20 protein-coding genes and 1 other RNA gene are annotated in these 24,986 nt (G+C 72.0%); 16 read left to right on the top strand and 5 right to left on the bottom strand.

Annotated elements, in window-relative coordinates:
- Positions 1-4: 4 nt before the first annotated feature.
- Together ACZ6TU_RS35655 and ACZ6TU_RS35650 are read right to left on the bottom strand one after the other, a co-directional pair.
- On the bottom strand, positions 5-1,423 hold the full coding sequence (locus ACZ6TU_RS35655) for an ABC transporter substrate-binding protein (RefSeq protein ID WP_467667835.1): 1,419 nt from the start codon (positions 1,421-1,423) through the stop codon (positions 5-7).
- Positions 1,424-1,612: 189 nt separating this feature from the next.
- Positions 1,613-5,386 carry an FHA domain-containing protein gene (locus tag ACZ6TU_RS35650; RefSeq protein ID WP_467667837.1) on the bottom strand — a complete coding sequence of 1,258 codons (3,774 nt, stop codon included), beginning with the start codon at positions 5,384-5,386 and terminating at the stop codon, positions 1,613-1,615.
- Between the two features lie 363 nt (positions 5,387-5,749).
- Here ACZ6TU_RS35650 and ACZ6TU_RS35645 point away from each other — a divergent pair, with 363 nt between their 5' ends.
- The 4 genes from ACZ6TU_RS35645 (at position 5,750) to ACZ6TU_RS35630 (ending at position 11,076) form a co-directional block, all read left to right on the top strand.
- Positions 5,750-7,417: a serine/threonine-protein kinase gene (locus ACZ6TU_RS35645; RefSeq protein WP_467667839.1), complete on the top strand. Its 1,668-nt coding sequence runs from the start codon at positions 5,750-5,752 to the stop codon at positions 7,415-7,417.
- A gap of 122 nt (positions 7,418-7,539) precedes the next feature.
- Positions 7,540-8,787 carry a serine/threonine-protein kinase gene (locus tag ACZ6TU_RS35640; RefSeq protein WP_467667841.1) on the top strand — a complete coding sequence of 416 codons (1,248 nt, stop codon included), beginning with the start codon at positions 7,540-7,542 and terminating at the stop codon, positions 8,785-8,787.
- A gap of 264 nt (positions 8,788-9,051) precedes the next feature.
- Positions 9,052-10,158, top strand: a complete 1,107-nt coding sequence (gene prfB / locus ACZ6TU_RS35635; protein WP_467667843.1) for a peptide chain release factor 2 — start codon at positions 9,052-9,054, stop codon at positions 10,156-10,158.
- A gap of 291 nt (positions 10,159-10,449) precedes the next feature.
- Positions 10,450-11,076, top strand: coding sequence for a hypothetical protein (locus ACZ6TU_RS35630; protein ID WP_469552978.1), 627 nt, complete (start codon positions 10,450-10,452; stop codon positions 11,074-11,076).
- Between the two features lie 111 nt (positions 11,077-11,187).
- On the opposite strand, the gene ACZ6TU_RS35625 is transcribed toward ACZ6TU_RS35630, so the two are convergent.
- Positions 11,188-11,379 carry a hypothetical protein gene (locus ACZ6TU_RS35625; RefSeq protein ID WP_133931420.1) on the bottom strand — a complete coding sequence of 64 codons (192 nt, stop codon included), beginning with the start codon at positions 11,377-11,379 and terminating at the stop codon, positions 11,188-11,190.
- Positions 11,380-11,683: 304 nt separating this feature from the next.
- On the opposite strand from ACZ6TU_RS35625, the gene ftsE reads away from it, so the two are divergent.
- The 5 genes from ftsE (at position 11,684) to ssrA (ending at position 15,626) form a co-directional block, all read left to right on the top strand.
- Positions 11,684-12,373 (top strand): cell division ATP-binding protein FtsE, encoded by a 690-nt coding sequence (ftsE, locus tag ACZ6TU_RS35620; RefSeq protein ID WP_003990615.1) that lies wholly within the window; start codon positions 11,684-11,686, stop codon positions 12,371-12,373.
- Between the two features lie 40 nt (positions 12,374-12,413).
- Complete coding sequence (gene ftsX / locus ACZ6TU_RS35615; RefSeq protein WP_467667847.1) at positions 12,414-13,331, top strand: permease-like cell division protein FtsX; 918 nt, start codon at positions 12,414-12,416, stop codon at positions 13,329-13,331.
- A 67-nt stretch (positions 13,332-13,398) separates the two neighbouring features.
- On the top strand, positions 13,399-14,568 hold the full coding sequence (locus tag ACZ6TU_RS35610) for a S41 family peptidase (RefSeq protein WP_467667849.1): 1,170 nt from the start codon (positions 13,399-13,401) through the stop codon (positions 14,566-14,568).
- A 46-nt stretch (positions 14,569-14,614) separates the two neighbouring features.
- Complete coding sequence (gene smpB / locus ACZ6TU_RS35605; protein WP_467667851.1) at positions 14,615-15,094, top strand: SsrA-binding protein SmpB; 480 nt, start codon at positions 14,615-14,617, stop codon at positions 15,092-15,094.
- Positions 15,095-15,223: 129 nt separating this feature from the next.
- Positions 15,224-15,626: a transfer-messenger RNA gene (ssrA, locus tag ACZ6TU_RS35600) on the top strand.
- 121 nt (positions 15,627-15,747) lie between these two features.
- Here the strand turns inward: ssrA and ACZ6TU_RS35595 are convergent.
- Positions 15,748-17,019 (bottom strand): MFS transporter, encoded by a 1,272-nt coding sequence (locus ACZ6TU_RS35595; protein ID WP_469552973.1) that lies wholly within the window; start codon positions 17,017-17,019, stop codon positions 15,748-15,750.
- Positions 17,020-17,172: 153 nt separating this feature from the next.
- Here ACZ6TU_RS35595 and ACZ6TU_RS35590 point away from each other — a divergent pair, with 153 nt between their 5' ends.
- The 7 genes from ACZ6TU_RS35590 (at position 17,173) to ACZ6TU_RS35560 (ending at position 24,343) form a co-directional block, all read left to right on the top strand.
- Positions 17,173-17,418: a hypothetical protein gene (locus tag ACZ6TU_RS35590; RefSeq protein ID WP_467667855.1), complete on the top strand. Its 246-nt coding sequence runs from the start codon at positions 17,173-17,175 to the stop codon at positions 17,416-17,418.
- 12 nt (positions 17,419-17,430) lie between these two features.
- Entirely contained in the window at positions 17,431-18,285 is an 855-nt protein-coding gene (locus ACZ6TU_RS35585) for a hypothetical protein (RefSeq protein WP_467667856.1), read from the top strand.
- Between the two features lie 30 nt (positions 18,286-18,315).
- The gene (locus ACZ6TU_RS35580) at positions 18,316-19,281 is read left to right on the top strand and encodes a LysR family transcriptional regulator (protein ID WP_469552970.1); all 966 of its coding nucleotides are present in this window, start codon (positions 18,316-18,318) and stop codon (positions 19,279-19,281) included.
- Positions 19,282-19,443: 162 nt separating this feature from the next.
- Positions 19,444-20,460, top strand: a complete 1,017-nt coding sequence (locus tag ACZ6TU_RS35575; protein ID WP_469552969.1) for a hypothetical protein — start codon at positions 19,444-19,446, stop codon at positions 20,458-20,460.
- Positions 20,461-20,668: 208 nt separating this feature from the next.
- Positions 20,669-22,867, top strand: coding sequence for a polysaccharide deacetylase family protein (locus ACZ6TU_RS35570; RefSeq protein ID WP_467667861.1), 2,199 nt, complete (start codon positions 20,669-20,671; stop codon positions 22,865-22,867).
- Positions 22,864-24,165 carry an acyltransferase family protein gene (locus tag ACZ6TU_RS35565; RefSeq protein WP_469552967.1) on the top strand — a complete coding sequence of 434 codons (1,302 nt, stop codon included), beginning with the start codon at positions 22,864-22,866 and terminating at the stop codon, positions 24,163-24,165. The genes ACZ6TU_RS35570 and ACZ6TU_RS35565 overlap by 4 nt, the downstream gene beginning before the upstream one ends.
- A gap of 31 nt (positions 24,166-24,196) precedes the next feature.
- Complete coding sequence (locus ACZ6TU_RS35560) at positions 24,197-24,343, top strand: hypothetical protein (RefSeq protein ID WP_467667864.1); 147 nt, start codon at positions 24,197-24,199, stop codon at positions 24,341-24,343.
- Here the strand turns inward: ACZ6TU_RS35560 and ACZ6TU_RS35555 are convergent.
- Entirely contained in the window at positions 24,326-24,877 is a 552-nt protein-coding gene (locus ACZ6TU_RS35555) for a hypothetical protein (RefSeq protein ID WP_467667866.1), read from the bottom strand. The two genes, ACZ6TU_RS35560 and ACZ6TU_RS35555, sit on opposite strands and share 18 nt — an antisense overlap.
- Between the last annotated feature and the right edge of the window lie 109 nt (positions 24,878-24,986).

Raw genomic sequence — 24,986 nt, 5'->3', positions numbered from 1 at the left:
GCCGTCAGCCTCCGTAGGCCGCGGCCGCTTCGGTCTCCAGCTTCGCTTGCGTACCCGCGATGTCCTTCGGGTTCTTCAGGAAGTCCTGGAGGAGCTTCCACTCGCCCTTGCCGGGCGTGCCGCCGAAGGCCTGCGGGGCCTGGTCGGACATGTCGAAGCGGAAGTCGTCACCGGCGTCGATGAGCGCCTTGGCGATCCGCTGCTGCACCGCGTTCGGGTACGCGGAGTTCGGCACGTTCTTGTTCGGAGAGAGGTAGCCGCCCAGCTTGGCCTGGATCTCCGCCGCGTCCGGCGAGGCGAGCCAGGTGGCCAGGGCCTGCGCCCCCTTCGAGTCCTGGAGGATCACGGCCGCGTCGCCGCCCGAGACCACCGGCCCGTTGTCACCGACCGCCGGGAACGGGAACACCTTCGCGTCCGTGCCGACCTTCATGGTCGTCGGGATGTTGACCTGCGCGAAGTCGCCCGCGGCGACCATGGCCGCCTTGGGCTGGTCCCCGCCGGTGAAGACCTGCGTGACGGAGGCCGGGAAGTCGGTCTGCAACGCACCGCTCGCCCCGCCCGCGACGTAGTTCGCCTTGCCCCAGACCTGCGCGAGCGTGGTCAGCGCGTCCTTCACGGACGGGTCCGTCCACTTGATCTCGTGCTTGGCCAGCTGGTCGTACTTCTCCGGCCCGGCCTGGGAGAGGTACACGTTCTCGAACCAGTCGGTCAGCGTCCAGCCCTCGGCGCCGCCGACGGAGAACGGGGTGACGCCGGAGTCGTAGACCGTCTGCGCGGTCTTCAGCAGATCCGGCCAGGTCTCGGGCTCACTCGCCCCGGCGTTCTCGAAGACCTGGTTGTTGTACCAGATCAGGGACTTGTTGGCGGCCTTGTAGTAGACGCCGTACTGCTTGCCGCCCACCTTGCCGATGTCCTGCCAGCCCTGCGAGTAGTTCTCGCCGAGCTCCTTCAGCCCCTCGGCGCCGAGTGGCTTGGCCCAGCCCCGGTCGACGGCCTGTTTGATGGCGCCCGGCTGCGGCAGCATCGCGATGTCCGGCGGCTGACCGCCGGCCACCTTCGAGCCGATGAAGTTGATGATCGGGTCCTGGGCGGGCACGAACGTGACCTTGGCGCCCGTGCGCTTCTCGAACTCCGCCAGGACCTTCTTGAAGTTGGCCTGCTCGGCGCCGCTCCACACGGCGGCGATCTCCAGGCTCGTCCCGTCAAGCTTCGGAAGGGTGACGTTGTTGGCGGTCTCCTCGGTGTTTCCCTCGGTTCCACTGTTTCCGTCGCCGTCGCCGTCGCCTCCGCAGGCGGTGAGCGAGAGCGCGAGCGCTCCCGCGGCGACGGCGGCCGCGGCCTTGGCGGCTCTGCGGTGCTGGGGGGTCGCCTTGTCCCGCTTCGGCGACCAGCGTGTCCGGATGGTGCTGCTCGTCATGCGCATGACTGCCCCGTTCTTCGTTCCATCGTCGAACGTCGAGCGCGCTCCCGTGCGATCTGGTCTACGCCCGGGTGTGCGGGGGCGGCAAGATGGCGTCGGCTGTCAAGCGGGGGATCGTGACCCCCTCGTGACCAGGGTCTCGTCCCTGATCAACGGACGGGGTCGGCATCCAGCCAGTGCCACGGACGAGTGCTACAGAAGTGACGGCACACGCGCCGCCGCTACCTCCCGCGCCGCCCTTTCCAGCGCGCTGGCCAACAGTGCCAGGTCGGTCGGGCCGTTTCCGAGTTCCCGCACCGGACGCCGGGCCGGTGGGTCACCCATGCGGTGCCATTCCAGGGGCACGACCGTGGGGCGCAGGGTCGCCGTCCGGGGGATACGGCCGGTGACCCGCCCGCCCTGGAACGGCGTGATCCGACCGTCCGCGCAGGCGAGGCGGCCACGGCCCGGAGCAGGTTCTCCCCCGGGTTCTCCGCTGCGCTCGAACGGGGGGGCGCCCCCATGGCCCGGTGCCGGTGCGTCGAGGGTGACGCGGAGGGTGGCCCGGCGCGCCGGTTCCGTCTCCGCCGTACGGGCGCACGGGCCGGTGGCCGCCACCAGGTGGACGCCCAGCCGCTCGCCCTCCCGGGCCACGGCCTCCAGCGCGCGCATCACCGACCCGGCCGCGGGCCGTCCGGTCGAGCCGAGGGAAGGGGAGACCAGCGCGTCCAGGTCGTCCACGACCACGACGAGCCGGGGCAGGGGCGGCGCCGCCTCCGTCTGCCGCCGGGCCGCTCGGGGCCGCAGCCGCATCGTCGAACTGGGCGGGGAGTCGAGATCCCCGGCCCCGGCGGCGGTCCCGGCACCGGCCTCGGCCTGGGCGCCGCCCCGGGCCGTCGCCGTGCGCTGGGCGACCATACGGCCCGACAGCTCGCGTCCCGTGTGCCACTCGGCGAAGTCGGACCGCCCCAGCAGCTCGGCGCGCCGCTTCAGCTCGGCGCTCAGGGACTGTGCGAACTCGCGCATCCGGACCGGGTCGTGGGCCGTGAGATACGTGGTGACATGCGGGACGTCCGTACAGACGCGCAGTCCCTCGCCGGCCCCGCCGCCCGCGCCGGGGCCGCCCCGGCCGTCGACCAGCACGATGCCCAGCCGGTCCGGCCGCTCGGCGGCGCCCAGGGACGCGACGACCGCCCGCAGCAACTCCGTACGGCCGCTGCCCGACGGGCCCTCGATCAGCAGATGCGGTCCCTGGGCCGCGAGGTCCGCGCAGACCGGGCCGCGCGGCCCGGCGCCCAGCACCGCGCGCACCCGCCCGCCCAGCGCCTCGGTGTCGTCGGCCGCGTCCGCCCAGCGCGCCATCAGCGACGCCGGGGTGGCCCGGGCCAGGCCCAGCTCGTCCAGCAGCCGTGCCGCCTGGGGCAGGGGCGCGGAGACACGCGGCTGCCGCTCCCTCGTCGCGCCGTCCGTGCGCAGCGGCGCCAGCGCCCGTGCGAACCGCTCGGCCCACGCGGGGGACACGGCGTCGACGGTGGCTATGGTGCCGTGGCCCACCGGCCCGACCGGCCCTGAGGCGCCGCCGACCCGGGCCACGCGCATCAGCCGCAGCGCCGTCGCCACGTCCCCGCTGAGCAGCGCGACCGCACCGCACTGCCGGAACGCGGGCGCCACCGAGCAGGCCGCCTCGTAGGTCTCCGTCACGGGCGAGGCGGGGGAGGCGGCCGCTGTCTCGGCCAGGCACACGACATGGATCCCGGCCCGAGGGCCCTCCAGCGCCAGCCGTGCCACGGCCTCACGCAGGTCGGCTCCGCCGGGGTCGCCGTCCACGACGAGGACGGTGTAGGGGCCGGGGAAGGCGGTCGCCGGGGTGGGGGTGTCGTCCCGGGCCCAGGAGGGGCGGCGGTGCACGGGACCGGCGGTGCTGGTCGCCGGGCTGTCGCCGCCCTGGGCGTCGGGGCCCGGCGCGTCGCTGTTCGGGCCGTCGGTCCCCTGGGCTCTGGAGAACCGCACGTTGCCCAGCAGCCCGTCGGCCCCTGCGGCGCCGCCTCCCGCGTCCGCCAGCTGGTCCTCCAGGCGGCGGAGGAGCTCGTCCGCGCGGGCAGCGGCCTGTTCCCGGTCGTAGGCGAGCAGCAGGCGGCAGTCCTGCCCGTGCCCCGGGCGGACATGCGGCAGCCAGCCCAGCCAGCCCCACTCGGCGGTGCGCTCCTCCAGGGGGCGGGAGCGGTCCGCGGCGATCAGGACGATCTCCAGGGCGTCGGGGGAGTGCAGCGCGGTGAGCTGCGCCAGCACGGCACGGGCCAGCCCGGCGAGCCGCGCCCGGGGCCCGGCCAGTCCCAGCGCGCCGGCCTCGCGCAGCCCGGAGGTCACCGGCACCGCGGGCAGCAGGCCCGAGCCGTCCGGCGCCGCCCGGTCGGCGGTGCCGAGACGCACCGCGAGCGCCTCCGGGTGCCCCGGACCGCGCTCCCACAGCCGGGGCCCCGGCCCCAGCGCCGTCAGCAGCAGCGTGGCCGGATCCGGCCAGGTCTCCGGCACCGCCGGCCCGACGGCAGAGCGCTGCACCGCCACTTCGGCCGGCTCGCCTTCGTACGTCCCGCGCGCGTCCGCCCCCTGCTCGCCGCGCCCTCCGGCCAACCGCCGCGCCCACGCCCCGAGCCCGCCCCGCCTGCGCGTCCCCGGCGGAACGTCCGTGCCCCGGAGAGGAGTGCCCTTGCGCCCGCGACCGGACAGCTCGTCCGCGGCGTCTGCCGGGAAAACCGGGCCGCCGTCGTCGACCGGACCGGCGCCGGTCGGAGTCGTCGGACGCGGGACCGCCTGGCCCCCGGCCCGGGCATGAGGGCCTACGCCGTCCGCCGTTCCGTCGCCCTGGCCGGAACCGCCCGCACCCCTGTCGCCGAACGCCTCGACACCGGAGCGCCCCGCGTGCGTGTCCCCGGCGCCGAGCCCGCCCTGTGTCGCGTCGCGCTGCCGCGGCGCCCGTACGACGGGCCCCGGGTTTCCCTGGCCCCGGGCGATGCCCGGCCCCTGCTCCCCAGGAGATGCCCGGAATCCGCTCTGCGCGGCCCCCGGACCGTCCCCGGAAGCCGCCCGCGAGGCCTCCGCGTCCGCTTCCACACCGCTGCTCTCGACCCGAGGCGCCCCACCCTGCCCCGGCACCACCGCCGACTCCCCGGAGCCCTGCCCCACGGTGCCCGGCGCGCCCCAGGCCGCCGAGCCGTAAGCGTGATGCGTCGGCCCGGCAGGAGCGGCGGGAGCGGTAGGACCGGCAAGACCGGAACGACCGGCCGCAAGCGGGTCCGACGCACGCGTATCCGCCCCCGAGCCGCCGTCAGGCCCCGGCACGCGCACGTGCCCCTCCCCGTCCGGCGTCGTGTCCACGCGGCCCCCCGGCCCCCCGGCGGGAGCCAGCCGCAGAGCCGATTCGCCGATCCGCAGCAGCGCCCCCGGTGTGAAACGGACCGCCCGGCCGCCCACCCGCGTGCCGTCCAGCGTCGTGCCGTTCGTGGAGTCGAGGTCGGCGACCGAGACGCCGCCGTCGGCGCTCACCGTCACCGCGCAGTGCAGCCGGGAGACGTCCGGGTCGTCGAGCGGTACGTCGGCGTCGGCGGAGCGGCCGATGCGGATCTCGCCGCCGTGCAGAAGGTGGACGCCGCCGGCGTCGGGCCCGGCGACCACCTGGAGCTGGGCCGGCGCGTCGTCCAGCTCGGGATGCGGCTCCGGCTCGCCCGGCCCGCCTACGGACAGCACGGCACCGTCGGTCAGCGGGGGCTCGCCGAGCGTGCAGCGCTGGGCGTCGAGCCGCTGCTCCCCGGCGTACAGCACCGGGGAGCCCGAGCCGTCACCGCCGAGGACCACCTGGGCGAGCGCCGAGGACACCGCCGCGAGCGCCGTCCCGGCGGGCGCGGTGACCAGCACATCGCAGCGCGCGGCGCGGTCCCGAGCCGGAGCCGCCAGGCCCAGCGGGTCTACGACGGTCAGCCGGATCTGCATCGCCGTCAGCGGTCCCTTCTGCCCGGGCGCGGAGTCCCCCCACCCCGCCCCAGCACGTCGGCCAATACTGCACGCATCCTCGCACCTGCCACTGACAGCGCGCCCCTCGCTCCGGAACAAGTGATCTTGATTGGTCGGCTCTGCCCGCAAAAGTGCCTGAGAGATGCCCCACTCGCGATCAGTTGAGATCGGTCACGCTCACTCTCGGCAACCCCGAGACCGAGGTGAGCGTCTTCCCTTCGAACGCGTGTGAGAACGGATACGTAAGACCCACAGAAAGACGACACCCCGGTCCCCGGCGGCACGGCACTACAGTGGGTCGGACAGGCCAGCAGGCAAGGCAAGCACCAGGGAGCGCATGACGTGCGGCCGGTAGGCAGCAAGTATCTGCTCGAGGAGCCGCTCGGACGCGGCGCCACGGGCACCGTCTGGCGAGCCCGCCAGCGTGAGACCGCGGGCGCCGAGGCGGCCGTGCCGGGACAGCCCGGAGAGACGGTCGCCATCAAGGTCCTCAAGGAGGAGCTGGCCAGCGACGCGGACATCGTCATGCGGTTCCTCCGGGAGCGCTCCGTCCTGCTCCGGCTGACCCACCCGAACATCGTCCGGGTCCGTGACCTGGTGGTCGAGGGCGAGCTGCTGGCGCTGGTCATGGACCTCGTCGAGGGGCCCGACCTGCATCGCTACCTGCGCGAGAACGGGCCCTTCAGCCCCGTCGCCGCGGCCCTGCTCACCGCCCAGATCGCCGACGCGCTGGCCGCCAGCCACGCCGACGGCGTCGTCCACCGCGACCTCAAGCCGGCGAACGTCCTGCTCCAGCAGTACGACGGGCAGATGCACCCGCTGCTGACCGACTTCGGCATCGCCCGACTGGCGGACTCCCCGGGCCTGACCCGCACCCAGGAGTTCGTCGGCACGCCCGCGTACGTCGCGCCCGAGTCCGCCGAGGGCCGCCCGCAGACCTCCGCCGTCGACATCTACGGTGCCGGCATCCTGCTGTACGAGCTGGTCACCGGCCGCCCGCCGTTCTCCGGCGGCTCCGCCCTGGAGGTGCTGCACCAGCACCTGAGCGCCGAGCCGCGCCGCCCGTCCACGGTCCCCGACCCGCTGTGGACGATCATCGAGCGCTGTCTGCGCAAGAACCCGGACGAGCGGCCCAGCGCGGAGAACCTCGCCCGTGGCCTGCGCGTCGTCGCCGAGGGCATCGGGGTGCACGCGAACTCCGCGCAGATCGCCGCCGCCGAGGGCGTCGGCGTGCTCCTGGTGCCCGACCCGGCGCCCGCGCCCGTGCCGGACACGCCCGGCGCGGCCGACGCCGACCCCACTCAGGTCCTCCCGCAGGGCGCGGGCTCGTACGACCCGAACGCCGCGACCAGCGTCATGCCGCACACCGGCGGCCCGTCCGGCGCCGCCGACCCCACCGCCGTACTCCCCAACCGGGGCGCGGCCGACCCGACCGCCGTCATGCCGCCGGTCCCGCCGGGCTCGCCCGGCCACCCCGGTCAGCAGGGCCAGCAGGGCGGACCCGAGGACCCGCACCCCTGGCAGAACCAGCTGCGAGCGGCCCGCGACCGCAACGAACAGACGCAGGTCCAGTACCTCGACCCGAACGAGGACCCGCTGCGCCGCCGCCCCCAGCGGCAGGTCGCCCGGCCCCAGCCGGGCCCCGGCTACGGCCATCCGCAGCAGCCCCAGCAGTACGCCCCGCAGCCCCAGCGGCCCCAGCCTCCGCAGCGCTATGCCCCGCCCGCGCCGCCGCCCCAGCCCCAGCAGCCGCAGCGGCCCCAGCGCGAGCCCCGGCAGCCCCGGCAGCGCAGCGCCAACCCGATGCGGATCCCCGGGCTCGGCTGCCTGAAGGGCTGTCTCTTCACGATCGTCATCCTGTTCGTCGCGGGCTGGCTGATCTGGGAGCTGAGCCCGCTCCAGGAGTGGATCGGCACCGGCAAGGGCTACTGGGACCAGCTGACCGACTGGTTCAACACCGTGACCGGCTGGTTCGAGAAGCTCGGCGGGAGCGGTTCGGGCACGAACTGACCGGAACCGCCCTGCGGGGTTGGTGATTTGTCGACACCTGGCGGGTGATTTCTGCCTCCGCAGTGAAGGTTGGCTCTCCGGACGCGTAGTTTTAACGACAACACGCGTCGGTAGGAGCAGCCTTGGCACGGAAGATCGGCAGCCGGTACACCGCCCACCAGATCCTGGGGCGGGGCAGCGCCGGCACGGTGTGGCTGGGTGAGGGTCCCGAAGGCCCCGTCGCCATCAAGCTGCTGCGCGAGGACCTCGCGTCCGACCAGGAACTCGTCGGGCGGTTCGTGCAGGAGCGGACGGCACTGCTCGGCCTGGAGCACCCGCACGTGGTGTCGGTGCGCGACCTGGTCGTCGACGGCAACGACCTGGCGCTGGTCATGGACCTCGTCCGAGGCACCGACCTGCGGACCCGGGTGGAGCGGGAACGGCGCCTGGCGCCCGAGGCGGCCGTCGCGATCGCGGCCGACATCGCCGACGGGCTGGCGGCCGCCCACGCCGCGGGCGTCGTGCACCGGGACGTGAAGCCGGAGAACGTGCTGCTGGACATGCAGGGCCCTCTGGGCCCCGGCGGCTCCCACCGCGCGCTGCTGACCGACTTCGGCGTGGCGAAACTCATCGACACCCCGCGCCGCACCAAGGCCACGAAGATCATCGGCACCCCGGACTACCTCGCGCCGGAGATCGTCGAGGGCCTGCCGCCGCGCGCCTCCGTCGACATCTACGCGCTCGCCACGGTGCTGTACGAGCTGCTTGCGGGCTTCACCCCGTTCGGCGGCGGCCACCCCGGCGCGGTCCTGCGCCGCCACGTCACCGAGACGGTCGTCCCGCTGCCCGGCATCCCGGACGAGCTGTGGCAGCTGCTCGTGCAGTGCCTGGCCAAGGCGCCGGCGTCGCGGCTGCGGGCCTCGGAGCTCGGGGCCCGGCTGCGGGAGCTGCTGCCGATGCTGGCGGGCATGCCACCGCTGGAGGTGGACGAGCCGGAGACGGAGTCCGCCGAGGAGGCGGACCAGGAGGAGCAGCCCGCCGGACCGGCACCGGCCGGGGAGCGGGTCCGGCGGCGGGGCGCGGTCCCCCTGGTGCCGGGTGCGAAACCGGCCGACTCCAACCGGGACACGCACACCTCGATGCGCGTGCCGGCACCCGACGAACTGGCCGGGGGCGCGCACGGCACGGCCCGGGCCCCGCGCGCGTCGGGCACGCCCCGGCCGGGCTCGGCCCGCAACCGCGCCATCGCCCGGCGCCGCCGCGTGGCCGTGGGCGCGGGCGCGGTCGCCCTGGCGGTGGCGATCGGCGTCGGGGCATGGCTGTCCACATCGGGCGACGACGCGAGCGCACCTCCCCAGGACACGAAGAACTCGGCCCCGCAGTCGCCCTGACCTGTCCCGGAGACAGGCGAAGGGCGACGGCAGCGGTCGGCGCCGGGGCCCGGCCGCCGCCGACGGGCGACCGGCGCGGGGGTGGCGCGGGGCACGAGGAGTTCGTCCCCGTTCCCCCTGGCCCCTCCCGCAGAACGGGCGAAGCCGACGGCGGCAGCGGCCGTTCCCCCGGCCCCTCCCGCGGAACAGGCGAAGCCGACGGCGGCAGGCGGCCGGGGCGAGTGCCCGGCGCTGGCCGGTGGGCGGAGCCGTTACGCTGGAGGCGTGGCAGTCGTCGATGTATCCGAAGAGCTCAAGTCCCTCTCCTCGACCATGGAGTCGATCGAGGCCGTTCTGGACCTCGACAGGCTGAGGGCAGACATCGCCGTGCTCGAGGAGCAGGCGGCCGCGCCGTCCCTGTGGGACAACCCCGAAGAGGCGCAGAAGATCACCAGCAAGCTGTCCCACCTCCAGGCCGAGGTGCGCAAGGCGGAGGCCCTGCGCGGTCGTATCGACGACCTCGCCGTTCTCTTCGAGATGGCCGAGGAGGAGGACGACCCGGACACCCGCGCCGAGGCCGAGTCCGAGCTCACGGCCGTGAGGAAGGCGCTGGACGAGATGGAGGTCCGCACCCTCCTCTCCGGCGAGTACGACGCCCGTGAGGCTCTGGTGAACATCCGCGCCGAGGCCGGCGGCGTCGACGCCGCCGACTTCGCCGAGAAGCTCCAGCGCATGTATCTGCGGTGGGCCGAGCAGCGCGGCTACAAGACCGAGATCTACGAGACGTCGTACGCGGAGGAGGCCGGCATCAAGTCGACCACCTTCGCCGTCCAGGCGCCCTACGCGTACGGCACGCTCTCCGTCGAGCAGGGCACGCACCGCCTCGTGCGCATCTCGCCCTTCGACAACCAGGGCCGGCGGCAGACCTCCTTCGCGGGCGTGGAGATCCTGCCCGTGGTGGAGCAGTCCGACCACGTCGACATCGACGAGAGCGAGCTGCGGGTCGACGTCTACCGGTCCTCGGGGCCCGGTGGTCAGGGCGTGAACACCACCGACTCCGCGGTGCGCATCACCCACATCCCCACCGGCATCGTCGTCTCCTGCCAGAACGAGCGCTCGCAGATCCAGAACCGCGCGACGGCCATGAACGTGCTCCAGGCCAAGCTGCTGGAGCGGCGCCGCCAGGAGGAGCAGGCCAAGATGGACGCCCTCAAGGGCGACGGCGGCAACTCCTGGGGCAACCAGATGCGTTCGTACGTGCTGCACCCGTACCAGATGGTCAAGGATTTGCGCACCGAGTTCGAGGTCGGCAACCCCGAGGCCGTGTTCAACGGTGAAATCCAAGGGTTCCTCGAAGCCGGAATTCGCTGGCGCAAGCAGCAGGAGAAGTAAGTTTGTCGACAAGGTAACTGCCGATGTCAGGGCGGCGGTTGCCTTGTCCGTGCCCCGCATGTCTGGGTTTTACATCACGCTCACAGAGTCAGACTCCCGGCATTACCCCCGTATTTGGACATGGCGCACGCAAACGCCCTTGACGTGTCTTTGAAAAATGGGAAGGGTAAAGCGCGGCATGCGTGTCTCTGGGGCGCATGTGAACCGGGGGGCTCTTCACCGCAGCTATCCCCGTCGAGCACAGCCCCGAGCGGTGCCTAATGACGATGAGCTACTGGGGGTAGCAACCACATGACGAAGAAGACGCGGATCCGTGTCGCGCGGATAGCGGCCGGTGCCGTGATCGCCGCCGGCGCCTCGCTGACCGCCGCCGGTGCCGCATCCGCCGCGGAGGCCGAGAACTGCCTGCTCGGCATCCTGTGCGCCGACGAGTCGCCCGTCCCGACTCCGACGCCGACGGATGTCCCGACGGACATCCCCACCGACCTGCCGACGGACCTCCCGACCGACCCGCCGTCGACCGAGGAGCCCACCGACGAACCGACCGACCCCACGGACGAGCCCACCGAGCCGACCGAGGACCCGACGAGCCAGCCGACCGACCCGGGCAACGGGAACGGCAACGGCAATGGTGGCGGCAACGGCAACGCCAACGGTGGCGGCAACGGCGGCGGCAACAACACCGACCCCGACGGCGGCACCTCCCCGCAGGAGGAGGGCTCCTCGTCCCTCACCGACATCGGCTCGGACGCCACCCCGGCGGCGCCGCAGGCCCAGGGCAACGGCCAGGAGCTCGCCGAGACGGGTGCCGCGCAGACCACCTTCCTGGTGATCGGCGCCGCCACGATGATCGCCGGCGGTGTCGGCTTCCGCGTCCTGCCGCGTCTCATGGGCGGCCGCGGCGGGACTGCCGCCTGACGGTAGCCGCGTCCGTACGGACCGTAGGCACAGCGCAACGCCGAGGGCCCGGAGCGAAACGCTCCGGGCCCTCGGCCGTGTCTTCGGACCGCTGACTACGCCGCTCGGCGGTCAGGCGGTCTGGTGCGCCAGCAGCGCCACCGCGGCGATCAGCACTGCCAGCAGTGCGATCAGCGCCATCGGGTTCAGACCCGCGAGGAAGTTCTCCTGCTGCAGCCGTTCGCGGTTCGCACGGCACACGGGGCACCGGCCCTCGCTCACGGGCGCCGCGCAGTTCGCGCACACCAGCCGGTCGTACGTCATGCGCTCGCCCTCCTTGCGCCGGTTCCTTGTGTGTAACGCTCGCGGTGGTGCGAACGTTCCCTCTCCACTGTGCCAGGTTCCTCCGGAGGGTGCGCGGGTCGCTCCCGAGGGGGGTGGTCGCTGTTGCCGCGCGGCTGCGGGTCGTACGCGGCTCCTCGCGCAGTTCCCCCGCGCACCCTGGGGGCGTGGTACTCACCGGCAGAAAAAGGCACAAGTTCTACAGAAGCGCCACCGGTGACTGCGGTGCCCTGCCCGGTTCGCGTATGGTCACGCTCATCTACCCCCGGCTACCCGTGGTGCATCCGTGATCCGATTCGACAACGTCTCCAAGGTCTATCCCAAGCAGACCCGCCCCGCCCTCAGGGATGTATCCCTGGAGGTCGAGAAGGGCGAGTTCGTCTTCCTCGTGGGGTCCTCCGGCTCCGGAAAGTCCACCTTCCTGCGGCTGATCCTCCGCGAGGAGCGGTGCAGTCACGGGCAGGTGCACGTTCTGGGCAAGGACCTCGCGCGCCTCTCCAACTGGAAGGTGCCGCAGATGCGGCGCCAGCTGGGGACGGTCTTCCAGGACTTCCGCCTGCTGCCGAACAAGACGGTCGGCGAGAACGTCGCCTTCGCGCAGGAGGTCATCGGCAAGTCGCGCGGCGAGATCCGCAAGTCCGTGCCGCAGGTGCTCGACCTCGTCGGGCTCGGCGGCAAGGAGGACCGGATGCCCGGCGAGCTGTCCGGTGGTGAGCAGCAGCGTGTCGCCATCGCGCGGGCCTTCGTCAACCGGCCCAAGCTGCTCATCGCCGACGAGCCCACCGGCAACCTCGACCCGCAGACGTCCGTCGGCATCATGAAGCTGCTCGACCGCATCAACCGGACGGGCACGACCGTGGTGATGGCCACGCACGACCAGAACATCGTGGACCAGATGCGCAAGCGCGTCATCGAACTGGAGAAGGGCCGCCTCGTCCGCGACCAGGCCCGCGGTGTCTACGGCTACCAGCACTGAGACCGCACCCGAGAGTCACGGAAAGGCATAACCCTTCGCCATGCGCGCCCAGTTCGTCCTGTCGGAGATCGGCGTCGGTCTTCGCCGCAATCTGACGATGACCTTCGCCGTCGTCGTCTCCGTCGCCCTGTCGCTCGCCCTGTTCGGCGGGTCGCTCCTGATGAGCGACCAGGTCAACACCATGAAGGGCTACTGGTACGACAAGGTCAACGTCTCGATCTTCCTCTGCAACAAGAGCGACGCCGAGTCCGACCCCAACTGCGCCAAGGGCGCGGTGACGGACGACCAGAAGAAGCAGATCAAGGCCGACCTCGACAAGATGGGCGTCGTCCAGACGGTCACGTACGAGTCGCAGGATCAGGCGTACAAGCACTACAAGGAGCAGTTCGGCGACTCCCCGCTGGCCAGTTCCCTCACGCCGGACCAGATGCAGGAGTCGTACCGCATCAAGCTGAAGGACCCGCAGAAGTACCAGGTCATCGCCACCGCCTTCAACGGCCGGGACGGCGTGCAGTCCGTGCAGGACCAGAAGGGCATCCTGGACAACCTCTTCAAGCTACTGAACGGCATGAACTGGGCCGCGCGCGCGGTGATGGCGCTGATGCTGGTCGTCGCACTGATGCTGATCGTCAACACGGTGCGCGTCTCGGCGTTCAGCCGCCGGCGCGAGACCGGCATCATGCGCCTGGTCGGCGCCTCGGGCTTCTACATCCAGGCGCCGTTCATCATGGAGGCCGCGGTCGCCGGGCTCATCGGCGGCACGCTCGCGTGCGCCTTCCTGATGATCGCCCGGTACTTCCTCATCGACCACGGACTGGCCCTGGCCGACCAGCTGACGCTGATCAACTTCATCGGCTGGGACGCGGTCCTGACGAAGCTGCCGCTCATCCTCGCAACGAGCCTGCTGATGCCCGCGTTGGCGGCGTTCTTCGCGCTGCGCAAGTACTTGAAGGTGTGACACATACCAAGAGGGCCGTGCGGTCAACCAGCCGTACGGCCCTTCCCCTTGTCCTAGACTCACCGGCATGTCAGGTCGTGACCCGTTCTGTCAGCCCCGTCGCAGCCGCCGCGGGGCCGCCCTGACATTGATGTTCGCGAGCGTGCTCGTCGCCGGCGCGGCCACGGGATCCCTCCCGCAGGCCGAGCGGAAGTCCGCGCCGGACGAGGCCCGTGCGGCCACCCCGGCCGGGCACCACGCGGACGTCGCCAGGGCGGCCGAGGAGGCCATGGCCGACGGCAAGTCCCCGATGGAGGCCGCGAAGCGCGCCGTCAGCCGCAGCGGGGACCGCTGGGGCGCCGTCTACTCCCAGGGCGATTATGAGGAGTTCGAGGAAACCCTCGACGGTCAGTACACCGGCGTCGGCCTGTGGGCGCGCAGCGAACGCGACGGCCGTATCGAGGTGACGAAGGTGCGCGCCGGTTCGCCCGCGGCCGCCGCCGGGATCCGCCCCGGAGACCTGCTGCGCAGCGTCGACGGCGAGAAGACCGACGGGCGGCCCGTCACCGAGGTCGTCTCCTTGCTGCGCGGGGACGCCACCGACGCCCCCGTCGGCACCACCGTCAGCCTCGGCCTGGAGCGCGGCACGCGCGCGTGGACCGAGACCCTGCGCCGGGCTCAGCTGTCCACGGACTCGGTCGCCGTTCGAAAAGTCGCCGGCTCGATCACTGTCATCCGGGTCGACACCTTTACCAAGGGCTCCGGCGACCAGGTCCGTGAGGCCGTCCGGCAGGCCCCGCCCGGCGCCGGGATCGTCCTCGACCTGCGCGGCAACTCCGGCGGCCTGGTCACCGAGGCCGTCACCGCCGCCTCCGCCTTCCTCGACGGCGGCCTGGTCGCCACCTACGACGTCGACGGCGAGCAGCGTGCCCTGCACGCCGAGCCCGGCGGTGACACGACGAGACCTCTGGTCGCGCTCGTCGACGGCGGGACGATGAGCGCGGCCGAACTCCTCACCGGCGCCGTTCAGGACCGCGGACGGGCGCTCGTCGTGGGTTCCCGGACCTTCGGCAAGGGCTCGGTCCAGATGCCGAGCAGGCTGCCCGACGGCTCCGTCGCGGAGCTGACCGTCGGGCACTACCGCACTCCCTCCGGCCGCGCGGTCGACGGCCGGGGCATCACGCCCGACCTGGACGCCGACGAAGGGGCCCTCCAGCGGGCCGAGACCGTACTGCGCGGTCTGGCCGGTCCCTCGTAATCGACTTCCCGCGGGACCCCTCCGTAGTGCGAAAATGGGCGGCACTATGGCTAAGGAAAAAGGGCGCAAGCTGATCGCGCAGAACAAGAAGGCGCGGCACGACTACCTCATCATCGACACCTACGAGGCCGGTCTGGTCCTCACCGGCACCGAGGTGAAGTCACTGCGCCAGGGACGGGCGTCGCTGGTCGATGGCTTCGTGCAGATGGACGGGCACGAGGCGTGGCTGTACAACGTGCACGTGCCGGAGTACAGCCAGGGCACGTGGACCAACCACAGCGCGCGGCGCAAGCGGAAGCTGCTGCTGCACCGCGAGGAGATCGACAAGCTGGAGTCGAAGTCGCAGGAGACGGGTCACACGATCGTGCCCCTCGCCCTGTACTTCAAGGACGGCCGCGCCAAGGTCGAGATCGCGCTGGCGAAGGGCAAGAAGGAGTACGACAAGCGCCAGACGCTCCGCGAGAAGCAGGACCGGCGCGAGGCCGAGCGGGTGATCTCGGCGGTGCGGCGCAAGGCTCGGGGGTAGGGCCGGCTCGGCGGACACCCGGTCGCCGGGAATACGGTGGCATCGTCGGGCGTTGGTCACGTACGATGGCACCTGCGCCTCACAGCGGGCGCGAGCCCCCGGCGGGGGCGACGATTGAAAAATCAACATGGGGATGATCGGTTTCGACAGCGGCTGTCGAAGCAGGGGAAGCGTGTCGAGGAAGCGGCCATGATCTCGTAAACCACAGGCCGAAAAAATAATCGCCAATTCCAAGCGATCCATCTCCCAGGGCGAGCTCGCCCTCGCTGCCTGATCTTCAGGTAGCGAGCAGCGGCTCCCCTACTTAAGGGAGTGTCAGCCCGGGGGTGTTCCCGACCCGGATCCTGGCATCATTTAGGGAACTAAACCTTGATCCCGGTCACGGGGTGAAGAGGGAAACCACACAGTGACTGGGCCCGTCGGAGACTTGTCGGCGTGATCTCCGGGGCCGAGAAAAGCACAGCCGACTGCACACGGAGAAGCCCTGATTCCACACCGTTGGACGCGGGTTCGATTCCCGCCATCTCCACTCATCCCATGTGGGCAGAGGCCCCGTCGCTTACGAGCGGCGGGGCCTCTGTCATGCGTGGTCCGCTTCTCCCGTGACGTCGAAGCGCTTCGACGGAAGAACGTATGTAGGGTGCGTGAGGGCGTCACTGGGGCGAGCGCTGACCGGTGAAGCGATTCGACGTGGCGCACAGGGACAGCGCCAGGGCCACGGCCGCCGCCGTCACCGGGATGCCGTATCCCGCCGTCGCGGACACGTGCTCCACCGTCCAGCCGCCGAGCGCGCTGCCGCAGGCGATGCCGCCGAGCAGGCCGGTCACCGCCAGAGTCATGCCCTCGTTCAGCCGTCCCTCGGGGGTGCGCTGCTGGACCAGCGTCATGGTGGTGACCATCGTCGGAGCCGTCGCCATCCCGGCGATCAGCAGCGCGCCCGCCAGGAGCGGGAGCGAACCGGTGAGGGCGGCCGCGAGCAGCGGCAGGATCAGCAGCGCGGTCATCGCGGCCACACACCACGGCAGGCGGGACGCAGTCGGCCCGGCGGGCTTCGCGGCGCCGTACAGCAGACCCGCCACGCACGAGCCCGCCGCCTGGAGCGCGAGCACGACACCGGCCGCCGACCGGTACCCCCGTGCGTCCGCGAACGCGAGCGTGACGACCTCAGTCGAGCCGAACACCGCGCCCATCGCCAGGCAGACCGCGAGCAGAGGAGGCATGCCGGCGGCGCGCAGCGGCGCACTCGCGGGTATGCGCGCGCCGACCGGCGGCTCCGTCGCACGCCGAGTCGTGAACAGGAGCATTCCCGCCAGCAGCAGCACCGCCCCGACGAGCGTGCCCGCCTCCGGGAAGAACGCCCCGCACAGGAAGGCCGCGAGCACCGGGCCCAGCATGAAGCACAGCTCGTCCGCGGCCTGCTCGAAGGAGTTGGCGGTGTGCAGCGCCTTGGCGTCACCGGCCAGCAGATACGCCCAGCGGGCCCGGGACATGCCGCCGATGTTGGGGGTCGTGGCGGTGGCGGCGTAGGAGGCGAACAGGGTCCAGACGGGGGCGTCGTGACGCACGCACAGCAGCAGCGCGAGCGAGCCGAGGACGGCGATCATCGTGGCGGGCAGCGCCACCCGGGCCTGGCCGTACCGGTCGACGAGCCGCGCGGTCCACGGCGCGACCACCGCGGTCGCCGCGAGTCCGGTTGCCGTGACAGCACCGGCGAGGGCGTACGAGCCCCGCGCCCCGGCGATCATGACGACCGCACTGACGCTGAACATGCCCATCGGCAGCCGGGCGATCAGGTTCCCGGCGGTGAAGGCCCGGGCGCCCGGCAGCCCGAAGAGACGGCGGTACGGGGTGAGTTGCGGCATGCGCCCACCGTCGCCCGGAGGCGACCGGGGGGTCCAACACCTGTTCCGTACGGAATCACGCACCTGGGTTGTAGGACGGGCGGGAAATATTCGCTACCCGTTCTTCATACAGAGATATGGAGAGTCCTTAATGGCGCATAGAAAAGATGCTCAACCGGGAAATCCTTCACCCGTTTGCCGCGCATCCGCTGAAGAGGGCCGACGGTTAGTCGGTACATGACCGAGGCGACCAGGAAAGACGGTTGGGCGGTAACGCTCGGCCCCTACACCTACATTCCCGCTCCAGCGCACTCGTCGGCTACCGTCAACGGCACGCTCACCAAGGCCGGTTGCCCGGTCGCGCTCCAGGTGACCGAGCCGGTGCTGCGCGATTTCATCGATGCCATGAGTGTGCTGGAAAAGGACCTCGCCCGGCGGTGGATCTGTGCGACGGAATGGCCCGCTTTCGCGCTCGCGGAATAGTCGGGCCGCGCTATGTACGACAACGGAATCGAGGGCACCGGCCGGCACCGGGCGCCGACCCGGGATTTCGTCACTCCGCTGACGCCACCGGATCCGACCTGGGATCCGGCCGAGGAACTGGCGTTCATCCTCGAGGAGGCACTCGGGGACCAGGAGTCGAGGTTTCCCGCCCCGCGTGACGTGGCACCGCCCGCCCCCGCGGACCCGCCCCCGGGCGAGCGCATGCGCCGGCTCCAGGACATCACCGAGGAACTGCCGCCCGTGCGGGACGTCCCCCGGCGTCACCGCAAGGTCCGGGTTCGACGAGCCGGGGGCGTGCTCCGCACCACCAGCTTCCTCGTCGCCGCCCTGACGGCCGTCATCGCCTCCGCGGTGAGTCTCCTGAGCGGCATGGTCGCCTACGACCCGCTGCGCCTGGTCGGCGTGTCCTCCGCGGAGCGCGGCCTCGGCACCTGGTGGCCCCTGCTGGTGTACGGGCCCTGGCTGGTGGCCTCCCTGTCCGTCCTGCGCGCCGCGCTGCACCAGCGCCGTGCCGTGCACTCCTGGTGTGTGGTGCTGGTCTTCTCGTGCGTCGCCGTGCTGCTGTGTGTCGCCCAGGCGCCGAGGACCGTCCTCGGTACCGCGGCCGCGGCCCTGCCCGGGCTGGCGGCGCTGGCGTGCTTCCAGCAGGTCGTCCGCCAGATCACGCTGACCCGTCCGCCCGTGCGTACTGTGCCTCGCCATCGCCTGGGGCAGGTTCCGTCGAGGGACTTTCCCGGTGGGGATGTTCCGGGGGGTGAGGTGACGGGTGCCGGTGCCGGTGCGGTTTCGGCTGAGCGTGAGGGTGAGGGCGCGGGCGAGGGGCCTGAGCGGGTGGCCGGAGGCTGAGCGGGCAGCCCGCCGCTGTAGGTTCACGGCATGCCCGGCCACCTCGATCCCCGACTCCTGCGTGCCTTCGTCACCGTCGCCGAGGAACTGCACTTCACCCGTGCCGCGGTGCGTCTCCACACGGCCCAGCAGGCGCTCAGCCGGGACGTGCGACGACTGGAGCGGGAGCTGGGCGCCGAGTTGTTCGTGCGGACCACCCGGCAGGTGACGCTCACGCCCGACGGAGAGCGGCTGCTGCCGTACGCCCGCCGCGTGCTCCAGGCGCAGGAGGAACTGCTCGCCGCCTTCGACCGGGCCCGGCCCCTGCTGGTGGACCTCAACTCCCCGGGCCTGGTCACACCGCGTCGCGTGCTGCAGGGGGCGCGTGAACTCGCCCCCGGGCACGAGCTGATGGCCCGCTACGAGAGCGGCCTGACCGGGGCCGCCGGGGAGTTGCTCGCGGGCCGGCTGGACGCCTCGTTCGGACGGTTCGCCGGGCTGGACCCGGCACTGCGGGCCGGGCTCGACCACCAGCCCGTAAGGTACGAGCCGATGGCGGTCGTGCTGCCCGAGGACCACCGGCTGGCCTCGCTGGCGGAGGTGCCGCTCGCCGAGCTGGCCGGCGAGACCGTCTACGCGGGCGCCGGCAATCCCCGTACGCCGGAGTGGACCGGTCTCGCGCGGCTGTTGTTCGAGGGGCGGGACATCGAGATCGCGCCACCGGCACCACTGGCCGTGGGGGACGAGGAGTTCCAGCGGGTCATGGCCCGTACGCGCAACCCGGTCCTGGCCGTCGTGGGGTTCCCGGCCCCGCCGACGACGGTGTCACGTCCTCTGGTCGATCCCGTTCCGCTTTCCCCCGTCTCGCTGGTGTGGCGCAAGGGCCTGACGCACCCCGGGCTCGACGCGCTGCGACGGGCGGCGGCGCGGCTCGCGGTGGAGGAGGGGTGGCTGCGGAGGCCCGCCGGAGGGTGGGTTCCGGCCACCGATGATGTCCTCATGGTGTCTCGCCGCTGACACGATTCCGCACGTGGTCCGCACATATCCTCCGCGTGCGCTACATTCGACGCCTGAGCACGGTGTGGTAATGGGGGGCGCTCTGGACGGGTTGGGGACCCGGTCCGGACGACGGGTGCTCAGGTCGTACGCGCACCTGAACCATCCCGTGGGGGGAAGTGCGTGCGTGTGAAACAGTGGCGAGAAGACGCCCAACCCGAATGGCCCGAGGTCGCAGCGGCGACCGGTGAACTCCCCGCGGACGGCAGAGCCCGGGACCGGAGAGCCACGCAGGTCTTCGCCGGCGGCGACGTCCAGGTGACGGGTACCCGCCCGTCCGCCCGGACGGAGCTGACGGAGATACTGCGCGGCATTCCCCGGCAGAGCGAGGGTGAGGTCGACCCGTTCGCCGCGGATCCCGGAACCCGGCCGGTCGTAGGCGACCCCTGGCAGGAGGACGCCGACCCGGTCGGGCACGTCCGGGCCGGGACCCTCGCCGGGCACACTCACGACCCGCACGAGGTCACCGTCCAGCTCGACGCCGTCCAGCTCGGGGACGGGTTCGTACGGCAGGTCAAGGAAGACACCGGCGCGAGCACCTCCGACCGGCCAGTCTTCGTGGACGAGTCCGGTCGCCGCAGCCGTCGCCTCCGCCGGATCGGCATAGCCATCGCCCTGGCCTGCGGGGTCTACGCCGTCGTCATCGTCGCCACGGTGCTGTCGGGCAACTCCAACGCGCCCTGGCTGCCCGTGCCGGGCCAGCAGGAGGGCCGGCCGGCCGGGCAGGTCGACACCCCGTCGCAGCCCACGGAGTCGGCCCCGGCCGGTGACACGGGCGCCACCACCCCGGGCAGCGCGCCGGCGACCGACGAGGCCACGGCACCTGCGCCCGGCCCCAACGCCCTCGAACCTGCGGCCTCCGCGAGCCCGGGACGTCCCGGCGCGACCGCCAGGCCCTCGCCGACGGCGACCTCGACCACACCGGCCCCGGGGAAGGGCGTAACCGACCCGACCCCGACCGAGCCGGCGGACCCGCCGGCCACGCCGGCGACCGACCCGACGCCGACGGTCGAGCCCACGTCAGAACCGACCGAGCCCACAGGCGCCGGCGACAGCGGCGGCACCGAAACGGTCGCCGAAGGCCCGCCCGAGACGCCGCCCGTCGCCCAGCCGCCCGCCGCCCAGCCGCCCGCCGCCTAGACCCGGTCGCGGGGCGGCGCCCGCCGCGTCCGCCCTCCAGGGCAGATCCGGGGGAAGGGCGCTCCGGCGCCCCAGATCTCAGGCCCAGAGCTCCCGGTCCCGCTGGAGCGGAGGGACCCGATGACGCCGCGGAGCAGCCGGCACCGTCCCCGCACCACCCCGTCCCCGCAGCACTTCACACCCGCACCACCCCGGAGTACCACAACCCATGGCATCCCATACCCGCCGTTCGGGGCCCGCGCCCGGAGCCCGTGGCGGTTCCAGGCGCCGCCTGCCCCTGCGCCTGCTGCTGCCCCTGCTCGTCCTCGTCGCGCTGATGGCGATGCTCATGCTGCGCGGCTACGTGCACAGCGAGATCCTCGCCGACCACCGGGTCCGGCCGCCCGCCGCCACCGACCAGGTGCCGGAGAAGATCATGAGCGGCGGGCCCGTCATCGACACCCGCAGCGGCCGCACCGAGAGCCTGCGCGTGCCCGACCACCGCCTGGTCCTCACCTTCGATGACGGCCCCGACCCGACCTGGACACCAAGGGTCCTGGACGTACTGAAGAAGCACGACGCACACGCGGTCTTCTTCGTCACCGGCACCATGGCCTCGCGCCACCCGGACCTGGTCCGGCGCATGGTCGAGGAAGGCCACGAGATCGGCCTGCACACCTTCAACCACCCCGACCTCTCCTACCAGTCCAAGAAGCGCATCGACTGGGAGCTGTCCCAGAACCAGCTCGCGATCTCGGGCGCGGCGGGCATCCGCACCTCCCTCTTCCGGCCGCCGTACTCCTCCTTCGCAGGCGCCATGGACAACAGGTCCTGGCCGGTGACCGAGTACATCGGCCGCCGCGGCTACATCACCGTCGTCAACAACACCGACAGCGAGGACTGGCGCAAGCCCGGTGTCGCCGAGATCGTCCGCCGTGCCACGCCCAAGGGCGGCAAGGGCGCGATCGTGCTGATGCACGACTCCGGCGGCGACCGCCACCAGACTGTCGAGGCACTGGACCGCATGCTGCCCGACCTGCGCGAGCAGGGCTACGAGTTCCACAACCTCACCGAGGCCCTCGATGCCCCGAGCGCGCACTCCCAGGTCACCGGCCTCGACCAGTGGAAGGGTGCGGCGTGGATCTTCCTGGTCCAGGCCTCGGAGCACCTCACCGACGGGCTGGTCTTCGGCCTCGCGATCGTCGGCACCCTCGTCATCGGCCGTTTCGTGTTGATGCTGCTGCTCTCCGGGATGCACGCCCGCCGGGTGCGCCGCCGCGGCTTCCGCTGGGGAGCACCGATCATCGAACCGGTGTCGGTCCTGGTCCCGGCGTACAACGAGGCCAAGTGCATCGAGAACACGGTCCGTTCCCTCGCCGAGAGCGACCACCCCATCGAGGTCCTCGTCATCGACGACGGCTCCTCCGATGGCACGGCACGGATCGTCGAGGACATGGGCCTGCCCAACGTCCGGGTGGTCCGCCAGCTCAACGCGGGCAAGCCGGCCGCGCTGAACCGCGGTGTGGCCAACGCCCGGTACGACCTCATCGTGATGATGGACGGCGACACGGTCTTCGAACCGTCCACCGTGCGCGAACTGGTGCAGCCCTTCGGCGACCCGCGCGTGGGCGCGGTCGCGGGCAACGCCAAGGTCGGCAACAAGGACACCCTTATCGGCGCCTGGCAGCACATCGAGTACGTGATGGGGTTCAACCTCGACCGCCGGATGTACGACGTCCTGCGCTGCATGCCGACGATCCCCGGCGCGGTCGGGGCGTTCCGTCGCAGCGCGCTGGAACGGGTCGGCGGCATGAGCGACGACACGCTCGCCGAGGACACCGATATCACGATGGCCCTGCACCGCGACGGCTGGCGCGTGGTCTACGCGGAGAACGCCCGTGCCTGGACCGAGGCGCCGGAGACGGTCCAGCAGCTGTGGTCCCAGCGCTACCGCTGGTCGTACGGCACCATGCAGGCCATCTGGAAACACCGCCGGGCCCTGGTCGACAAGGGCCCCTCGGGCCGCTTCGGCCGCGTCGGCCTCCCGCTGGTGTCCCTCTTCATGGTCGTGGCGCCCCTGCTGGCCCCGCTGATCGACGTGTTCCTCGTCTACGGCCTGGTGTTCGGCCCGACCCAGAAAACGATCATGGCGTGGCTCGGCGTCCTGGCGATCCAGGCGGTCTGCGCGGCCTACGCCTTCCGACTCGACCGCGAGCGCATGACCCACCTCGTCTCGCTGCCCTTGCAGCAGATCCTCTACCGACAGCTCATGTACGTCGTCCTGCTCCAGTCCTGGATCACCGCCCTCACCGGCGGCCGGCTGCGCTGGCAGAAACTGCGGCGCACCGGTGTCGTCGACGCGCCCGGCGGCGTCCCCGTGCCGCGCCAGCGGTCCCAGAGCAGCGGCGAGCGGAGGCCGGTGGCATGACCCACGGAAACCCGATCCCCACGTCATCGGCGGCGTCCGGCACACCGGGGCCGCCGTCGTACGGCATCCCGCAGCAGCGCACGACGGACCCCGCGGCCTCGGGCGAAGCCGCCCCCGACGCGGCGCCGCGCCAGGGCGGCGGCCGTGACCGCTACCTGGACCTGCTGCGCTCGATCGCCCTGGTCCGTGTCGTCGTCTACCACTTGTTCGGCTGGGCGTGGCTGACCGTGCTGTTCCCGTCGATGGGCGTGATGTTCGCGCTGGCGGGCTCCCTGATGGCGCGCTCGCTGAACCGCCCCGCGCTCGGGGTGGTCCGGGGCCGGATCCGCCGGCTCCTGCCCCCGCTCTGGGCGTTCAGCGTGGTGGTGCTGGCGATGATGTTCGCGGGCGGCTGGAACCCGCTGAAGGACCCGGACCACGGCGGCACCTGGGGCCTGATCGACCTCTTCAACTACGTCTTCCCCGTCGGCGCCCCGCCCTTCCCCTGGCACCTCGGCGCCAAGTCCGGCCTGCTGGAGGACACCTGGGCGGTGCAGGCGGCCGGTCCGCTGTGGTACCTGCGGGCCTACCTCTGGTTCGTCATCGCCTCCCCGCTGCTGCTGTGGGCGTTCCGCCGGGCACCGTGGCCGACGCTGCTGGCGCCCCTGGGCCTCACGGCGGTCGTCGGTACGGGCCTGGTGAAGATCCCCGGCGAGACGGGCAACGCCGTGACGGACTTCGCGGTCTACGGCGGCTGCTGGGTCCTGGGCTTCGCCCACCACGAGGGTCTGCTCAAGCAGATCCCCCGCTACCTGTCGATCTCCTGCGCGGCCCTGCTGATGGCCTTCGGCCTGTGGTGGGCCTCGGGTCACCTGGGGCCCGACGGCTGGGACCTGAACGACATCCCCCTGGCCCAGGCGGCCTGGTCCTTCGGCTTCGTGGTCGTCCTCCTCCAGTACTCCCCGTCCTGGCGCGCACTCCCGGGCCGCCTCGCCAGGTGGGACAAACTCGTGACCCTCTCCAACAACCGCGCCGTCACGATCTACCTCTGGCACAACCTCCTCATCATGGCCACGGTCCCGATCCTCGACCTCCTCTACGAACTGCCGTTCCTCCAGAGCGACAGCGCGGTGTCCGCCCTGGACACCACGTACACCCTTTGGATGTTCGTCCTGGTCTGGCCCCTGATCGGCGCGGCGATCCTCGCGTTCGGCTGGGTCGAGGACGTCGCGGCGAAGCGGAAGCCCCGGTTGTGGCCGAATCGTGCGCCTCGGGTGAGGGTTCGTGGCAGCCGGAGGCGCGCGGCACCCGGAAGCTAAGCTGACCCGTCATCGGCGGGGGGGGCGGACGATGAGCGGCCCTTTCCGGGGGTTCCTTTTCGGTCCAGGCGAGAGAACGACCGCGCTGGAATGCCGGCTGCTGTGGACGTCCCTGGGGCTCGGCGCGGAGCTCGTCAAGGTCGCCGACGAGCTGGCGGACTCACTCCGCCTGGCGTGACGCGGCGGAACCCCGGCGCTTCCCGAACACATCACCGAGACCGAACCGCTCCCAGGGGACCATCGCGAGCGGCATCCAGCCGAACCCGACGGCGAAGACGGCGACGACGGTGGTGATCCGGGCCGGGAGGAACCACCCGAGCTGGGCGACGAGCAACGACACGACCAGCAGCCAGACGTCGAACACCAGCACCGCCAGCACCTTGCGCGCCGCGGCTCCCGGGCCGACCCGGGGCGTGCCTCCGTTCTCTTCGGTCCCCCGCACCATGCCGAAGAGGATCACCGGCAGCATCAGCCCGGTCAGTCCGCCGATCGCGATGCCTCCCACCACCAGGGCGTTGTGCCCGTCGTCGGGCACCATGCTCGACAGCGGGGCCGCGTCCACCGCCCTGCCCAGCAGGGCCACGGCCGCGAACGCGCCGAGCGTCGCCGTCGCCAGCACGAGGAGCGTTCCCGCTCCGAAGGCGACGTTTCCGGCGAAGGAGCGCTGCGGGCGCTGCGCCTCCGGCCGCTCGGCCCCCGACTCAGCGGACATGGACTCTCCCCTTCCCGTGTGGGGTCCGCTAGAAGATAACGGGACCCCGTGCCCCCGGCCTTTCCCGGTGTGGAAAACTGCCTGAGTTGCGCATGTGAACAACTGTGAG

This window comes from Streptomyces sp. NPDC052064 (assembly GCF_055585925.1).
This window is presented reverse-complemented; position numbering and strand designations above follow the sequence as displayed.

Coding starts and splice junctions, on each gene's coding strand:
- ACZ6TU_RS35655 (WP_467667835.1), bottom strand. CDS start 1,423: ATGCGCATGACGAGCAGCACCATCCGGACACGCTGGTCGCCGAAGCGG.
- ACZ6TU_RS35650 (WP_467667837.1), bottom strand. CDS start 5,386: ATGCAGATCCGGCTGACCGTCGTAGACCCGCTGGGCCTGGCGGCTCCG.
- ACZ6TU_RS35630 (WP_469552978.1), top strand. CDS start 10,450: ATGACGAAGAAGACGCGGATCCGTGTCGCGCGGATAGCGGCCGGTGCC.
- ACZ6TU_RS35625 (WP_133931420.1), bottom strand. CDS start 11,379: ATGACGTACGACCGGCTGGTGTGCGCGAACTGCGCGGCGCCCGTGAGC.
- ftsX (WP_467667847.1), top strand. CDS start 12,414: ATGCGCGCCCAGTTCGTCCTGTCGGAGATCGGCGTCGGTCTTCGCCGC.
- ACZ6TU_RS35610 (WP_467667849.1), top strand. CDS start 13,399: ATGTCAGGTCGTGACCCGTTCTGTCAGCCCCGTCGCAGCCGCCGCGGG.
- smpB (WP_467667851.1), top strand. CDS start 14,615: ATGGCTAAGGAAAAAGGGCGCAAGCTGATCGCGCAGAACAAGAAGGCG.
- ACZ6TU_RS35590 (WP_467667855.1), top strand. CDS start 17,173: ATGACCGAGGCGACCAGGAAAGACGGTTGGGCGGTAACGCTCGGCCCC.
- ACZ6TU_RS35585 (WP_467667856.1), top strand. CDS start 17,431: ATGTACGACAACGGAATCGAGGGCACCGGCCGGCACCGGGCGCCGACC.
- ACZ6TU_RS35580 (WP_469552970.1), top strand. CDS start 18,316: ATGCCCGGCCACCTCGATCCCCGACTCCTGCGTGCCTTCGTCACCGTC.
- ACZ6TU_RS35570 (WP_467667861.1), top strand. CDS start 20,669: ATGGCATCCCATACCCGCCGTTCGGGGCCCGCGCCCGGAGCCCGTGGC.
- ACZ6TU_RS35565 (WP_469552967.1), top strand. CDS start 22,864: ATGACCCACGGAAACCCGATCCCCACGTCATCGGCGGCGTCCGGCACA.
- ACZ6TU_RS35560 (WP_467667864.1), top strand. CDS start 24,197: ATGAGCGGCCCTTTCCGGGGGTTCCTTTTCGGTCCAGGCGAGAGAACG.
- ACZ6TU_RS35555 (WP_467667866.1), bottom strand. CDS start 24,877: ATGTCCGCTGAGTCGGGGGCCGAGCGGCCGGAGGCGCAGCGCCCGCAG.